Annotated in this window: 11 protein-coding genes; 8 read left to right on the forward strand and 3 right to left on the reverse strand. The window is 38.7% G+C overall.

Annotated features, from left to right (window positions below; translation table 11 throughout):
• Positions 1–7: 7 nt before the first annotated feature.
• The 8 genes from sucD (at position 8) to porN (ending at position 9214) form a co-directional block, all read left to right on the forward strand.
• On the forward strand, positions 8–883 hold the full coding sequence (gene sucD / locus IEX65_RS09205) for a succinate--CoA ligase subunit alpha (RefSeq protein ID WP_188765752.1): 876 nt from the start codon (positions 8–10) through the stop codon (positions 881–883).
• 190 nt (positions 884–1073) lie between these two features.
• Positions 1074–2204 carry a DUF4271 domain-containing protein gene (locus tag IEX65_RS09210; RefSeq protein ID WP_188765753.1) on the forward strand — a complete coding sequence of 377 codons (1131 nt, stop codon included), beginning with the start codon at positions 1074–1076 and terminating at the stop codon, positions 2202–2204.
• A 69-nt stretch (positions 2205–2273) separates the two neighbouring features.
• The gene (locus tag IEX65_RS09215; protein WP_064198047.1) at positions 2274–3059 is read left to right on the forward strand and encodes a uroporphyrinogen-III synthase; all 786 of its coding nucleotides are present in this window, start codon (positions 2274–2276) and stop codon (positions 3057–3059) included.
• Positions 3060–3239: 180 nt separating this feature from the next.
• Entirely contained in the window at positions 3240–4181 is a 942-nt protein-coding gene (locus IEX65_RS09220; protein WP_188765754.1) for a PorP/SprF family type IX secretion system membrane protein, read from the forward strand.
• A 371-nt stretch (positions 4182–4552) separates the two neighbouring features.
• Entirely contained in the window at positions 4553–5650 is a 1098-nt protein-coding gene (porK, locus tag IEX65_RS09225) for a T9SS ring complex lipoprotein PorK/GldK (RefSeq protein WP_188765755.1), read from the forward strand.
• A 157-nt stretch (positions 5651–5807) separates the two neighbouring features.
• Positions 5808–6620 (forward strand): type IX secretion system motor protein PorL/GldL, encoded by an 813-nt coding sequence (gene porL, locus IEX65_RS09230; RefSeq protein WP_188765756.1) that lies wholly within the window; start codon positions 5808–5810, stop codon positions 6618–6620.
• Between the two features lie 110 nt (positions 6621–6730).
• Positions 6731–8314, forward strand: coding sequence for a type IX secretion system motor protein PorM/GldM (porM, locus tag IEX65_RS09235; protein WP_188765757.1), 1584 nt, complete (start codon positions 6731–6733; stop codon positions 8312–8314).
• Between the two features lie 21 nt (positions 8315–8335).
• Positions 8336–9214 (forward strand): type IX secretion system ring subunit PorN/GldN, encoded by an 879-nt coding sequence (gene porN / locus IEX65_RS09240; protein ID WP_188765758.1) that lies wholly within the window; start codon positions 8336–8338, stop codon positions 9212–9214.
• A 72-nt stretch (positions 9215–9286) separates the two neighbouring features.
• Here the strand turns inward: porN and IEX65_RS09245 are convergent, their stop codons facing one another.
• The 3 genes from IEX65_RS09245 to IEX65_RS09255 form a co-directional block, all read right to left on the reverse strand.
• Positions 9287–10165 carry an inositol oxygenase family protein gene (locus IEX65_RS09245; protein WP_188765759.1) on the reverse strand — a complete coding sequence of 293 codons (879 nt, stop codon included), beginning with the start codon at positions 10163–10165 and terminating at the stop codon, positions 9287–9289.
• Between the two features lie 273 nt (positions 10166–10438).
• Positions 10439–12121 carry a RagB/SusD family nutrient uptake outer membrane protein gene (locus IEX65_RS09250; protein WP_188765760.1) on the reverse strand — a complete coding sequence of 561 codons (1683 nt, stop codon included), beginning with the start codon at positions 12119–12121 and terminating at the stop codon, positions 10439–10441.
• Between the two features lie 19 nt (positions 12122–12140).
• Positions 12141–15173 carry a SusC/RagA family TonB-linked outer membrane protein gene (locus IEX65_RS09255; RefSeq protein ID WP_188765761.1) on the reverse strand — a complete coding sequence of 1011 codons (3033 nt, stop codon included), beginning with the start codon at positions 15171–15173 and terminating at the stop codon, positions 12141–12143.
• Positions 15174–15495 lie beyond the last annotated feature (322 nt).

Genomic DNA, 15495 nt, shown 5'->3' on the forward strand with positions numbered 1-15495 from the left:
GAAAATAATGAGCGTTCTTGTAAATAAAAACTCCAAAGTAATCGTACAAGGTTTTACTGGCTCGGAAGGTACATTCCATGCGAGTCAAATGATTGAATACGGCACAAATGTCGTTGGTGGTGTAACGCCAGGAAAAGGTGGACAATTGCACCTTGACCGCCCTGTTTTCAATACTGTTGAACAAGCAGTAGTTAGCACAGGTGCTGATGTCTCAATTATTTTCGTGCCACCAGCGTTTGCAGCAGATGCAATCATGGAAGCAGCCGATGCAGGTATCAAAGTAATCGTATGTATTACTGAAGGTATCCCAACTAAAGATATGGTAACTGCCAAATCTTATATTCAAGGCAAAAATGTTACTTTGATTGGCCCTAACTGCCCAGGTATTATCACAGCTGAAGAATGTAAAGTAGGTATCATGCCAGGTTTTATCTTCAAGAAAGGTACAATCGGTGTAGTTTCTAAATCTGGTACTTTAACTTATGAAGCCGTTGACCAATTATCAAAAGCAGGTCTTGGTCAAACAACTGCTATCGGTATCGGTGGTGACCCAATCATTGGAACAACTACAAAAGAAGCCGTTGAATTATTAATGAACGACCCAGAAACTGAAGGTATCGTAATGATTGGCGAGATTGGTGGTGGAATGGAAGCCGAAGCTGCTCGTTGGATTAAAGCAAACGGTACAAAACCAGTAGTTGGTTTTATTGCTGGTCAAACAGCTCCGAAAGGACGTCGCATGGGTCACGCAGGTGCAATCATCGGTGGTGCTGATGATACAGCTGCTGCTAAGATGAAAATCATGGAAGAATGTGGAATCTTCGTGGTAGCATCTCCAGCCGACATCGGTGCAACGATGTTGAAAGCTCTCGGAAAAGCTTAATTCAAAATTCATGATTCGTTAAGATTTAGTAAACATTAAGCCTAAATTTGAGTAATCATACTCAATAATCTTACAAATCTTTTCAGTCTAATTATAAAAACAAAAGGTCAGACTCAACAAGTCTGACCTTTTTTGCTTAATTTTGCAAAAAATTTAAAGCAGGCCGTTGAAGAAGATTCTTTACATACTTTTGCTAATCATATCGTCAAAGTCGTTTGCCACAACCGTTGGCCCAAACGACCAATACTTCTTGGTGCATGATTACCACGATGATTGGCAAGTATATAACGACCGAATGAAAGCCTACATTCCGTATATTTCGGAACAGCACTTGGGATACCCTTCTCACACCGTTTTCTGCGATATTCAGAGTAATCGTGGGTATAGTATTTTAGTCTATGCACAAAAAGCCGATAATTTCTTATTCATCAATGGCTCTCTTCGTCAGAAAATTCCCGTTGGCAAATGGATTGTACTGAGTGTCGATAGTTTGTATCGAGCTTATGAGCAACCAACGATTTACATTACTCTTTACGGTTCCAACGATATTGATGATAAAAAACTAATGTTGGGCTATAAACGCTCCCTTAATCAGAAACCAATTGTATTGGCTGAATCGGGTATTACGGCCAAGCCTCGTACGCCAGCACCATATAGAAATTATATCGTATTGGTGTCGATGTTCATTTTGGTGTTCTTTTCATATTTATCGAACTCATATATTAGAGCCTTTCAGCGGTATTTCAACTTTAAAGATTTATTTAACACCTTTGTTCGAGAGCAGTCGTTTCTGATAAATAAGCCACTCAATAGAATGAATGTGATGTTTATCATTCTTTTGAGTTTAATCATTAGCTTATTTTATATGTTACTGCAAAGCAAAGGGATTCATGTTTTTGGTGGAAGAGCAATCTTGCAAGAAGGCGATACCCTCGGAGTATTGCTTTCCAACTATTTTCGAATCAGTTTGGCGGTGTTCGTAATCTTGGTCATGAAATACTTTTTTATTGGCTTAGTAGGGCAACTATTCAATCTCGAAAAAGTAGTTGATTTGCATTATTTCAAGATTATCCAAGCGTCGAGTCTTTTCTATTCGGCTTTGGTTATTGTGTTGTTAGTACTCTTTATGGACTACTTCCCGCATGATTTCAACTGGCAAGTGTACCTATTTACACCAATCGTTGTATTTTATTTAATTAGATTTTTCATTCTATATTTTACCATAATTCGTAGTATTCCTATACAAAGTCTCTATTTAATTTCGTACCTTTGTATCGTGGAAATATTGCCCGTTATTCTCGGCATAAGGTTTGCCATGTAATGATGTCTTTTTAGTGTTCATCATTTTAAAAACCAAATACAATTTTGTACTTGAAAACCCGCAATTTGGATGAGTGAAGTAACAGAAAAAATAACTCAGGACCGCCTCCGTAAAGTGGAGAGTATTTTGGTAACTCAAGCGAGACCGACCGACGAAAAGTCTCCGTATTTTGAGTTGGCCAAAAAGTTTAATTTAAAAGTGGACTTCCGTTCTTTTATTGAAGTAAAAGGCTTAGACCACCGTGATTTTCGTCGCCAAAAAGTGGATATTTTGGCTCATACAGCCATTATTCTCACAAGTCGTAATGCCGTAGATAATTTCTTCCGTATTGCTAAAGAACTTAGAATCGAGATTCCGATAGATATGAAGTACTTCTGTATTTCGGAGCAAACGGCCAATTATTTACAGAAATACATCGTTATCAGAAAACGTAAGATTTTTGTGGGGCAGAAAACCGCAGCTGACTTGGAAGCATTAATTTTAAAGCACAAAGGCGAGAAATTCTTGTTCCCATGCTCAAACATTCGTAGTAATGACATCCCGAATCTGATGAATCGTAATGATTTGCACCTTACGGAAGCAATCATGTACGAAACCGTTCCATCTGATTTATCAGACCTTACAGAGGTTTTCTACGATATTATATGTTTTTATAGCCCATCGGGAATTACCTCATTAAATTCTAATTTCCCAGATTGGAAGCAAAATAATACTCGCTTGGCAGCTTTTGGCCCAACAACAGCCAAAGCCATTCGAGATGCAGGGTTTATTCTTGATATTGAAGCACCGCTCCCAAATGCACCTTCAATGACAGGAGCTTTAGAACTCTACATAAAAAAAGCGAACAATATATAATAAAAATAAGTTAATAGGCTAAACCACAAGTTTAGCCTATTTTTTTTCGTTATGGTGTTAGGAATACAAATAATTAATTAAATTGCCAATAGAAATAGAATTGATACAAAAAGATTGTTGCATTTGCAGCCCCAAACCTATCATTTCTCGTCTATTGACCATCGACTATTTTAGCCCACTATGAGAAAGATTTATTATATAGTTTTATTAATAGCGTCTTTTACTGCTCATGCTCAACAAGATGCCCAGTTTACGCATTACATATACAATCAATTATTTGTAAACCCTGCCACAGCTGGCTCTGAAAACGTGACCCGTTTTCAGGCAATTTACCGTACACAATATCAGGGCTATCAGAGTACGTTTGATGATGGTGGAGCACCAGTTTCTCAGGTTGTTTCGGCCAATGTTCCGCTCAAAATGATTAAAGGTGGCGTGGGCATTACATTTGTTAATGATAAAATAGGAGCAAGCACCCAACGAGATTTTAAATTATCTTATGCTTACCAAATGCCAGTCGGTAATAGCCAGTTGGGGATTGGTGTTAGCGGAGGATACTTTTCGAGAGGAATAGACTACAGTCGCTTGCGTGCAAGAGACGAAAATGACCCACTCTTGGCAACTGGTCGTTTGAGCCAATCGGCAATAGATTTAGGAGCAGGACTTTATCTAAATAATCCATCCTATACCGTTGGTTTATCAATGAATCATATCAATCAGCCAACATTTGGCCTTGGTACTGACAAAGCAACCAATACGCTCAAGCGTAGTGCCTATCTGACAGGTAGTGTTTTGATAGGAGTATCATACACGGTTGATGTAAGCCCGATGCTTATCGTGAAATCTGACCTAAATACAATTTCTGCCGAAGCAGGAGCAATAGCAACTTATGATAGTCGTTATTGGATAGGGGCAAGCTACCGCACAGGAGATGCAGCTTCGGGTCTTGTTGGAGCAAATTTAATGGGGGGAAGTCTGAGAATAGGCTATGCAATTGATGTAATTGTAGGTGGAAAAAACGCCAAAAGTCCTACCTCACATGAGTTACTTTTGAGCTATTCGTTGGCAGCTCTTAGAGCGGGCAAAAAATCAATTGTTCGTACGCCAAGATATAGATATTGATAAAAATTACCAAAGAAAAAATTAATAAATACTACTGTTTATTATCTTCAAAAATGCTATTGAATAGTATTTTGGCATAATTTGTGCCGTTTAATAATAAAATTGCTATTTCTCCACTCATCTACCTAAGTTTGACAAAACATTAATTGTTTTAGCAAATAACTATGAAGAATTTAAACAAATAGGTTTGAGCAAGACCCGTAAATAGATATTTTGGCTTAATAATTGCTTTATCAGTTGTTAGTTATCGGAAAAACTTATTTTTTTTCATAACTTTGTGAGCTAATGCAATATTATTTTCGGAAGTCACGTTTCTATATTGTCGAAAGTATCAATACCAAAAAAAATAGATAACCAACTTGTTTTCAGCTATGAACAAGAAAATGTTAAAGACCTTTTTGAAAAGTCTGTTAGTGATTGCCCCAATCGTAATGATGCAGAGTTGTGGTTCTTCAAGTAAGAGTCCATTGGGCAAGGTTTTCGGTGGAAAGAAAAGCAGCAAAGGAGGAGGCAAGGATATCGGAATGGATGGAATCCGTGACGGTGAAATCATGGCAACCTCTCGTAAAGGCTATAAGCAAACTGCTCCTTACGGAATGGTACTTATTCCATCAGGTTCATTAATGATGGGACAAGCTGACGAAGACGTAATGTCAGCTCGTATCTCAATGAACAAAAGAGTAACAATCGTTCCGTTTTATATGGATGATACAGAAGTTACTAACCACGAGTATCGTCAGTTTGTAAATTCAATGATGACCGACTCAGTTTCAGTTTTAGGTGAGGAGTTTATCATGTCAACACTTTATCCTGATACTTCGGTTTGGAGTAAAGACTTTACTTATCATAATGGCGACCAAATGACAGAATATTACTATTCGTCGCCAGCATTTGATATGTATCCAGTAGTGGGTATTAGCTGGGATGCCGCAGTATATTTCTGTAAATGGCGTACAAAACTATTGAACGACAACAGAGCTCAAAAGAATTTATTTAAATCACCTCGCTATCGCTTGCCTTCAGAAGCAGAATGGGAGTGGGCAGCACGTGGTGGCAAAGAAGGAGCAAAATACCCTTGGGGTAATCCTTACGTAGCTAATGGAAAAGGTTGTTTCTTAGCTAACTTCAAACCATACAGAGGAAATTATCGTGCTGATGGTTATCCTTACACTGCTCCATCAAATGCCTTCAATCCGAATGATTACGGTTTATATAACATGGCAGGAAATGTGGCAGAGTGGTGCCAAGATGCTTATGCAGAATCATACATGCCAGTTACATGGGATTTGAACCCTGTGTATAATGATGAGAACGAACCTCGTAAAATCATCAAAGGTGGTTCTTGGAAAGACGTAGCGTACTTCCTCGAAACAGGTACTCGAACTTATGAATTCCGTAACGAACGCCGCTCTTATATCGGATTCCGTTGTGTAATGGACCGTTTAGGTAGTGTTCCAGGAAGAGAATAATATCAAATTGAATTGCGAAGTTGCAAATTGACGTATTCCAATCAGTGAATACATCGCTTGTACTTCGCATTTCTTATGTTTACTCAAAAGTAGATTTTAAACACAAAAAATAAATTACCTTTTAAACTAAAGCTTAATTCTTAACTTTTTTAAACACATGGCAGCAAATAACAACGGTACAAGTTTATTTTGGGACAAAATTATTCCGTTTTTCTATGGAGCAGGAGCATCAGTTGTAATCTTAGGTGCATTGGGTAAAATCATGCACTACGATTGGGCAAACTTCATGTTACCTATTGGTTTAGGTACTGAGGCCGCTATCTTCTTAATCTATGCTTTCCAATCATTCCTTCGCCCAAGTACTGAATATCAGTGGGAAAAAGTTTATCCAGAATTAGCTGATGATTTCCAAGGTGAACTTCCAAAAAGAAGCGTTTCAACTCAAGGTGCTGGTTTAACTGCGAAAATGGATGATATGCTTGCTAACGCTAAAATTTCACCTGATATTTTTGATGGTTTGAAAACTGGTATCCAAAGCTTGACTGGCCAAGTTGCTAAGATGTCAGATTTGACAGATGCAACCGTAGCTACAAGCGAGTATGCTAAAAATGTAAAGACAGCTTCTGGCCAAGTAACAGCTATGAATGCAGCTTACGGTACTGCTGTAACTGCAATGAATAGCATGGCTGATGCTACTAAAGATGCTCAAGAATACCGTTCACAATTCAGTAAGATTACTCAAAACATGGGTGCTTTAAATGCTGTTTACGAACTTGAATTACAAGACACTAACAAGCACTTGAAAGCAATGAACGCTTTCTACGGTAACTTGACAACTGCTATGCAAGATATGTCAGATGCGTCGAAAGAAGCTCAACAATTTAAAACTGAAATGTCGAAGTTGACAAATAACCTTACTTCATTGAACAACGTTTATGGAAGTATGTTGTCAGCAATGAAAGGCAACTAATTGAGTTCTGAGTGCTGAATTCTGAGTTTTATTACTCTAATTATACATTCATCATTCTACATTTTTAATTAACACTAAAATATTTACTAACTGTATAATATATAGAATATATGGCAGGTGGAAAAGAGTCGCCACGTCAGAAGATGATAAACATGATGTATCTCGTTCTGACGGCAATGTTAGCACTGCAAGTGAGTAATGCTCTCTTGCAGAAATTTCAGCTTTTGAATAATAGTTTGGAAAGAGCAAACTCTGCTGCTAATGGCAATAACGAAAAATCGGTAAAAGCAATTGAAAAGGAAATCAGAGAGAAACCAGGTGGTGCTCAGTATGCTGATGTGCTTCAAAAGGCTGTTGAAGTAAGAAAAATTACAACCGAAATGGATAATTATATCAGTGGTTTGAAGCAAGAAATCGTCACTGCTGGCGGTGGACTTGATGCCGAAACTGGTGGTGTGAAAAATCCTTCGGAAGAAGAAAAAGTAGCCATATTGATGGTTGGTGATGCGAAAAATGGTAAAGGATATGAATTGAAAAAGAAATTGAATGATTTCGCTGTTCAGTTACAGAAATTTGCTGCTCCAAACACTAAATTTCCTGAGTTAGCTGTTGATGCTTCGCAAGACCCAGCTTTGGCAAGAACTGATAATATTACTAAAAGTAAAGATTTCTCTGAGTTATATTTTGCTCAAACTCCAGTACCAGCGGCATTGGCTGTATTGAGCCAAAAACAATCAGAGGTTCGTCGTTTAGAAGGTGAAGTATTAGAATATCTCGCAAGCCAAGTTGGTATCAAAGAAATTAAGTTTGACGAAATTTTTGCAGTAGTTATTCCAGATTCACGTTCGGTAGTTGCGGGTCAGAAATACAAAGCTGAGGTAGCAATCGGAGCGTACTCTAAATCAATTACACCAAGAATTAGTATTAATGGTTCGGCTTTACCTGTGAAAGACGGTAAAGGTTTATACGAAATCACAGCTTCTGGTGGTGATTTTGATAAAAATGGTCAGTTGAAACGTTCATATAAAGCAACTGTCTCCTATCCTTCACCTGATGGCTCAATGAAGTCAGTTGAAAAAGAAGAAACATATACAGTATTGAAGCCATCGGTTCAAATCGAAACAGCAACGATGCCAGCTTTATATTTCAAATGTGCTAACCGTTTAGCAACATATTCACCAGGTTTAGGTGCTTTGTATAGTCCAACGTTTAGTGGTTCTGGTGCTGAATTTATTCCAGGTGGAAGTGGTAAAGTTACTATCGTACCGAACTCTGCAAAAGTAACTATGGATGTGATTAATGGAGGAATCGTTCTACAGCCATTTAACTTCCCTGTTCGTCGTGTTCCTAAACCAACGATTAAGTTACTTGGAATTGATGAGCGTAGAGGAGCTTCGGCTACTGGTTTAAGAACAATTAATATCGGTGCAATAGCTGATGAATCTTTCAAATCAACTAACCCAGAAGATGCTGCGTTTAGAGTGGCAGAATTTGAGGTGAACTTGGTTCGTGGTCCAAGAAGAGTAGGAAATAGCACATATAGTGGAACTGCAAATATTTCTAACCTTGCACAACAAGCACAAGCTGGTGACCGTTATGTAATTGTAGTTAAGCGTGTAGAACGTAAGAATTTCAAAGGTGAAATTGAGTCAGTTGATGTGGGTGAAGTTATCTTCAATATCCCACTGAATTAATAATAAAAAATTGTCAGAATTATGAAGAAATTACAAGGCTTGGCTTTTGGTATGTCTTTGATTATCAGCCAGTTTGCAGTAGCTCAAGAAAAGTCAAATAATTATTTGAATCCGCTATCGCTTCGCCCTATACATGAAGAAAACGTCATGTATAAAACAACTTTGTGGCGAAGAATTGACTTGAAAGAAAAGCAAAATCAACCGCTTTTCTCGAAAGGAAGTGAAATTACAAGACACTTGATTGATGCCGTAAAAGCTGGTTTGATTGAAGCCTATGATAATGATTCTTTGACAACAAAGCTTACACTCGACCAATTCAATGAGCGTTTATTATTGAAAGGCGAAGGCGGTGGTTTATCAGAAGAAGAAAAAGCAGCTGGTTTTTCGACTGGCGGTGACGACGGTTGGGGTGGAGATAGTGGCGGTGCTGCTAAACCCGCAGCTGGTGGTGCTGCTCCCGCAGCAGCAGCTGACCCTGGTGCTGGTGTAGAGATTTTCCCGACACAGTTGACAACTCTCGAGTTGAAAGAAGACTGGATTTTTGATAAACAACGTTCACGTCAGTATTTTGATATTCTTACGTTGAAATTAATCATTCCAGCTGACCAAACAACTTTAGGTTTCGACCGTCCGATTTGTGTATTCAAATACAAAGAATTGGAGCGTTATTTCCGTAGCAATCCTAAATGTATTTGGTACAATGCTGCTAATGTAGCATCGCACAAAAACTTAGCAGATGCTTTTGAATTGCGTTTGTTTCATGGAAAGATTATCAAAAAATCGAATGCTTTAGATAATTTCTTAGACGATATTTATAAATCTCCACGTGAAGGTTTGTTGAAGTCTGAGCAATTAGAACACGAATTGATGGAATTTGAACACAATTTGTGGGAATATTAAGATTCAGTTAGTAATCTAACAAAAAAGGGAAAATCTTTCGATTTTCCCTTTTTTGTTGCCCTATTATCTCGATTAGAATTTCAAAGTAGCTGGCAAATATTTAGCTACTAAATCTTCGTAGTAAGGGCGAAGTTCTTTGGCATTTGGTGGCACTGGCACTTTAGAATACAAATCGTAAGGATTGAATTTATCTACCCATTTGAACATTTTGTAGTCGTGAGCCGACATCAAATGACTGTAAGCATCATCACGGTGTTGCGGATAGAATGAGTGATAACGAATTGGGTAGAGAGCTTCTTCTGGCAAATAATTTTTCATCATTTGGTAAAGATACTCGTCGTGTCCCCAAGACATTTTTACGTTTTCAAGTCCACAATTTGGTGAATAGATACCATATTTTGTGTTATAACGTTCGTCTTTAGAGTCTGGGTTTGCCTCGAAAAACTCAGGGTAAACGATTTTATCTGAGTGCTTGCAACCCACAGGAAAGGTATCGCCTACAACTGCCCATTGTGGCTCGCCGAACAAGCAAAGAACCTTGCCTAAATCGTGCATAAAGCCCATTAGAACGAACCAATCTGGGTGGCCGTCGGCTCTGATAGCCTCTGATGTTTGAAGTAGGTGTTGAAACTGGTCGAGGTTCGTATCTGGGTCAGAATCATCAACCAAAGTATTCAAGAAATCAATCGCATCCCAAACTGACATTTCACGTTTGTCGAACTTCAAGAACTCTTTTTCTTTCTGAACAACAAAATCGTAAGTTTGATAAGTATGATTCAAACGGTAGAATTCTCTAACGGTATTTACTCGCTCCGAATCAGTATAGTTACGGTATTCTTCTTTCTTTTTCTTAGTTTCAGCGTTTTTAGGCTCTGGGTATCTTTCGAGCAAATCATCTTCCCACTCTTCGATGCTTGCGAGGGGCGAAATTTCTTTTTCAGTGAAGTTCATTTCTATTATTTTTTGAATTGTCTAATGAATTTTTCGGCTTTTTGAAACTTAATAAAAATATCTGACCTATGATGCAGACATTCAAACTAAATCTCATGCAATAAAGTAATAAAATCTATAACATTTCAAATAAATTTTACGCAAACGTTTGAAATCGTTGCAAAAAGAAATTTGATAAAAAGCGATGATAAATAAAATTTAAGTTTTATTTATCATCGCTTAATCAATTAATAATGAACGCTTTACAATTATTAATTATACATTCCAATAAAATTAATATCCTTGATTTTGTTTCAAATAGCCAGGAAGGTTTGATGCACCATCAATGGCTGTTTGTGGAATCGGGAAGATACGTTTGAGTTTATCCGTGTTGGTTTTCTCGGTCCAAGTTCCTTCGTATTTTCCGAAACGAATCATATCAGTACGGCGAAGCATTTCCCAGTAAAACTCAAAGCCACGTTCTCTAAATAAAATATCGAGCGACATTGATGTAAGAGCAGGCGGAGGGGTTGTACGTGCAGCACGAACGATGTTTACATCGGCTAATGCACCCGCAGCATCATTACTTTTACGTAGTTTTGCTTCGGCACGCATCAGATAAACATCTGCCAAACGAACAATCACGATGTCGGCTTCTCCGAAGTTACGTCCACTAACTGATTTTTTACTGAATTCATATTTTTCAACACGGTAGCCAGAACTGTAATCGCTTCCTGCGGTTGTAAAGTCAACTTTTTCGGTAAAATTTACTGGTACAGTTGGGCGATTACGAGTATCATTGAAGAGTTTACCTACTTTAAATTTACCATCTGGACATTTCAAGAATACACCATTTTTTCTAATCAAACCATATTGTTGACCTCTCAAAATACCACGGTTAATATTAAAATTAGCTTCAGCTACACAAGAGTCAGCAGGGTTTGAGTATGCCGAAAGATTTTGTTTGTAGAAACGTGGGTCAACTGCCGAAGGGTCTTTTGGAGCGTATTGGTCAACCCAAGTACGATAGAAATCAGGTGTGATAGCTGGGCCATCAGTACCATTCGCATTTGGATAAGCTGGAAGAGGGAACTGGTCGCCCGATAGCGAGAAATAAGCCATACGGTTGTGTCCATTCAACTCTGCACGTTGGTCAACTGCAAAAATCAACTCAGGGTTAGTGTGATTGTCAGAACCGAAAATTGAGAAGTAATCTGGAGATAATTTGTATGTACCAGAGTTAATGATTTTATCACAATATTCAGTTACTTTGTCCATCTCATCAGCTTTGAAAGTAGGAGTGCCGTAAACATCACGATAAACCGCAGCATTGAGGTATAAGCGAGCCAATAAACCCCATACGGCACCTTTCGACAAACGACCTGGGCCAACTGTTGCATCTAAGTTTGGTTCAACCGCCAAAAACTCATTTTTAACATATTGGAATGCTTCTTCTCCACGAAGAATTTTTGAAGTTTCGCCAATGTCTTCTTTCACGAAAACTAATCCAAACAAATCGAGTGTAAGCATCGAGTAATAAGCACGCATTCCACGAGCTTCAGCCAAATATACTTTAGCGTTGGCATCATTGAGCGTTGGAAGGGTGTTCATGGCCGTAATGGCACGAGACATTCCTTGCAAAATGAAGTTCCAAGTATTTCTGATATTTGGGTCGGTGCTTTGGTAAGTATGTTGGTGCATGGCAATGTAAATACCATTATCGCCCCAGTCAGTACCGCCACGGTAAGGCAAGATAGCCTCATCGGTCGAGATTTCTTGAATCGCAAAATAGTTGGTATGCAAGAAAATATCCGGGAGACGTGCATACACAGGGGCGATGATACCGTCGGCAGCTTGTTTGTCAGTAAGTTTGGCAGCCGAAAGGGTTTCGTCCAGAATTTCTTCTTTCAGGTCGGTGCAGCCTTCTAAAACAGCAAAGCTACACAGGAATAATAATGAATATATTTTCTTTTTCATTGGAGTATTTTTTGAGCTTTTAGAATGAAACATTTAGACCAAAGATGATTGATTTAGCTTTTGGATAGCTTAAATAGTCGATACCGTACGATGAAATACCGTTGATAGTTCGGTCGGTGTTTACTTCTGGGTCATAGCCATCGTATTTCGTAATTACGAAAAGGTTTTGGCCTGTAACAGATAAACGCAATGCTGGAATGTATTTATCAATACCCAATGCTTTGGTATTGAAGCTATAACCTAAAGCTAAGTTATTGAGGCGAAGGAATGCTCCATCTTTTAAGAAACGAGTAGAAACTGGTGCTGAGTTATTAGTCGATTCGTTGGCATATTTTACAGCCTCAGGTGTTGTATTGATTCCTTTCGACAAACGGAGTTTGTAGAAGTTAGAGTTGGCAGTATTATCATAGATTTTATTGCCACGAACACCGTTGAAGTTTACTATTAAATCGAAGCCTTTGTAACCGATATTTCCGAAGAAGTTATATTGCATAGTAGGCAAAGCACTACCCGCTGCGATACGGTCTTTGTCAGTAACGAGGCCATCGCCATCAACATCACGGTAGGTGCTAAGACCTTTGTCGTCGAAACCTGTGAAGTCTTTCAAGAAGAAAGTTCCGATTGGCTCACCACTAAGATAACCATTGATTGTAGCCGATGTAAGACCCGAACCAGAAGCACTTCCCGAAGGAATAACCGAATAAGGCGAGTTTGTTACTTTGTTACGAATGAAAGTTACGTTTCCACCGATTCCGTAGTTTAGACCGCTATTTGTTTTCTGACGATAAGCGAGTTCGATTTCCAAACCTTTGTTGGTGATATTCATATCTTTTACGTTTGTCCAGAATGTACCTGCTGGTTGAACAGGGTCAGAAGGAATAACTTCTAAGAGAATATCACTCGACACTTTATTAAAATAGTCAACCGAGCCTGATAATGCACCATTCAAGAAACCAAAGTCGAGACCAAGGTTTGTTTGTGTTGAAACTTCCCATTGAATATCAGGATTTGCTAAACGGCTATAAGTAGTACCTGCTGGGTAAACACTTGATGAATTGAGCGGATAACTCGTAGCTGCTGAAACCGTTGATGTAAATAAGGCTTGGGTAATTTTTGATGGAATTTCTTGGTTACCAGTTTGTCCCCAACCTGCACGAAGTTTCAAGTTGCTAACTGGCGAGCCTTTCATGAAAGCTTCTTCTGAGATTCTCCAACCTGCTGCGAACGAAGGGAAAATACCGTATTTGTTGTTATCACCAAATTTTGATGAACCATCGGCACGAACCGTAGCTGTGAGTAAATATTTGTCTTTGAAACTATAGTTTACTCTTGAGAAAAACGACTGTAATTCGTTTTTGAGGGCATAACCCGAAGGCTTGTTATTAGCCAAAGTAAGTTCTTGACCTAAACCTGGGTTATAGATAGGCTCAATATCCGAAATTGGGAACTTATTGATACTCGACGAACGACCTTGCAAGAAAAACTTTTGGTAAGAATGTCCAACCAATGCTGTTAGGCTGTGGTTGTTGAAATCTTTAGTATAAGTCAAATAGTTTTCGATGAGGCTATTGCTATTGTTTGTATAGATAGTTTCGAGGCGACCATCTTGCAAAGGCACAGCGTTTGGTAAAGATTCTAAATCACGTACCGAATTTGAGTTATCAATACCATAGTTGAGACGGTAAGTCAAATCTTTTGTGATTTTGAGCGATGGCGAGATATTTCCAATCAAACGATTTGTTTTTGTAATATCTTTTTCCAATTTCAAACTAACCAATGGGTTTACTAAGTTTGGATAAACCGCAGGATTGCCGTTGGCATCGAGTGCAGGGTAAGTTGGGTTTACTGAAATCGCATTTCCAATCATACTTCCGATTGGCGGACGCATGTTAGTAGTGAAAGTAGCATTAAGGTTTACATCAACACTTAGACGGTCTTCCCAGAATTTCTGATTGACATTGATACGACCTGTATAACGATTCAAATCGTTGTTTTTCAAGATACCTTCTTGTTTTTGAGCTCCAAACGACGCATAATATGTCAGTTTTCCTGCTCCACCACCCATTGTAAGGTTATGGTTTTGCGTATAGGCCGTGCGAGTGATTTCTTTTTGCCAATCGGTATTTCCTTTTAAATCTTCTAAAACACCACCTACGCTTGGTACGGCTTTGCGGTATTCGTCAGCTGTATAAACAGGCAATGCACGAGCGATTTCGGAAATACCCAAACTCGCCGAATAATTCATCGAAGAACTTCCTGCTTTTCCTTTTTTAGTAGTAATCAAAACTACGCCATTTGCTCCACGAGCACCGTAGATAGCTGTTGCAGAAGCATCTTTCAATACATCAATTGTTTCAATATCTTGTGGGTTCAAGAATGTAAGTGGGTTCATTGCACCACCTGTTCCCGAATTATCCAAAGCTAAACCATCAACCACGAATAGGGGAGTACTGCCCGTACGAACACCACCTGGCCCTCTGATTGAGATATTTTGTGCCGAACCTGGCTCTCCACTGGCTGAAGTAACGTTTACACCCGCTACTTTACCTTGTAAAAGCTGCTCAGGAGAGTTGATGATACCCTTGTTGAACTCTTCGCTTCTAACTGATTTTACTGCACCTGTGATGTCGGTTTTCTTGGCTGTACCGTAACCTACAACTACAACTTCGCTGAGGGTTTTGCTATCAGATTTGAGTTGTACATTGATTTGAGTTTGGCTGCCTACGTTTACTTCTTGTGGCGTGTAACCAACATAGCTAAATACCAAGACAGCTTTGCTATCTGGCACAGCGATTGTATATTCACCATTGCCGTCGGTGATTGCACCTTTTGTGCTACCTTTGGCCGTTACGCTTACTCCCGGAAGGCCATCGCCTGTTTCGGCATCGGTAACTTTACCTTTTACAGTAATGTCGATGGCATTAATGCGTGCAGTGGGTTGATTTTTGGCAAAGCCAACATCGACCCCCAGAAATGCAAATAATAGGATAGTGACAGATAGCTTTGTGAATAATGGAGAAAGCAACCTGTTTTTCAGTAATTTTTGATTCATTGTCGTTGACTGATTTTGTGATTAAGAATACTTGTTAGGTTTGTGAAAGGCAAATACAGAAAACTGTATCAGATGAACAGCACATGACATTGGTGTTAAATTAGGTAATCATAAATGGTTTGGTGAAAAATTGATTTAAAAAGAGAAATAAAGACACTGGGTTGCTCAATTAGTAAGTATTTGCCTTGAGAAACAACTGCAAAACTACATCTTACTGATTAGGAGAATATTACCGTAATGTTACGATTATATTGTCAAAAGTCAATAGTTTATACGTAATGAAGTGTTAAACATAGAATACTTGCTACTGCATTTTACTAAT

The organism is Emticicia aquatilis (assembly GCF_014644295.1).
Taxonomy (GTDB): domain Bacteria; phylum Bacteroidota; class Bacteroidia; order Cytophagales; family Spirosomataceae; genus Emticicia; species Emticicia aquatilis.

Bases quoted from the DNA above. Each gene is read 5' to 3' on its own strand.
- IEX65_RS09245 (WP_188765759.1), bottom strand. From the start codon at position 10,165: ATGAACTTCACTGAAAAAGAAATTTCGCCCCTCGCAAGCATCGAAGAG.
- porN (WP_188765758.1), top strand. From the start codon at position 8,336: ATGAAGAAATTACAAGGCTTGGCTTTTGGTATGTCTTTGATTATCAGC.
- IEX65_RS09250 (WP_188765760.1), bottom strand. From the start codon at position 12,121: ATGAAAAAGAAAATATATTCATTATTATTCCTGTGTAGCTTTGCTGTT.
- sucD (WP_188765752.1), top strand. From the start codon at position 8: ATGAGCGTTCTTGTAAATAAAAACTCCAAAGTAATCGTACAAGGTTTT.
- porK (WP_188765755.1), top strand. From the start codon at position 4,553: ATGAACAAGAAAATGTTAAAGACCTTTTTGAAAAGTCTGTTAGTGATT.
- porL (WP_188765756.1), top strand. From the start codon at position 5,808: ATGGCAGCAAATAACAACGGTACAAGTTTATTTTGGGACAAAATTATT.
- porM (WP_188765757.1), top strand. From the start codon at position 6,731: ATGGCAGGTGGAAAAGAGTCGCCACGTCAGAAGATGATAAACATGATG.
- IEX65_RS09220 (WP_188765754.1), top strand. From the start codon at position 3,240: ATGAGAAAGATTTATTATATAGTTTTATTAATAGCGTCTTTTACTGCT.
- IEX65_RS09255 (WP_188765761.1), bottom strand. From the start codon at position 15,173: ATGAATCAAAAATTACTGAAAAACAGGTTGCTTTCTCCATTATTCACA.
- IEX65_RS09215 (WP_064198047.1), top strand. From the start codon at position 2,274: ATGAGTGAAGTAACAGAAAAAATAACTCAGGACCGCCTCCGTAAAGTG.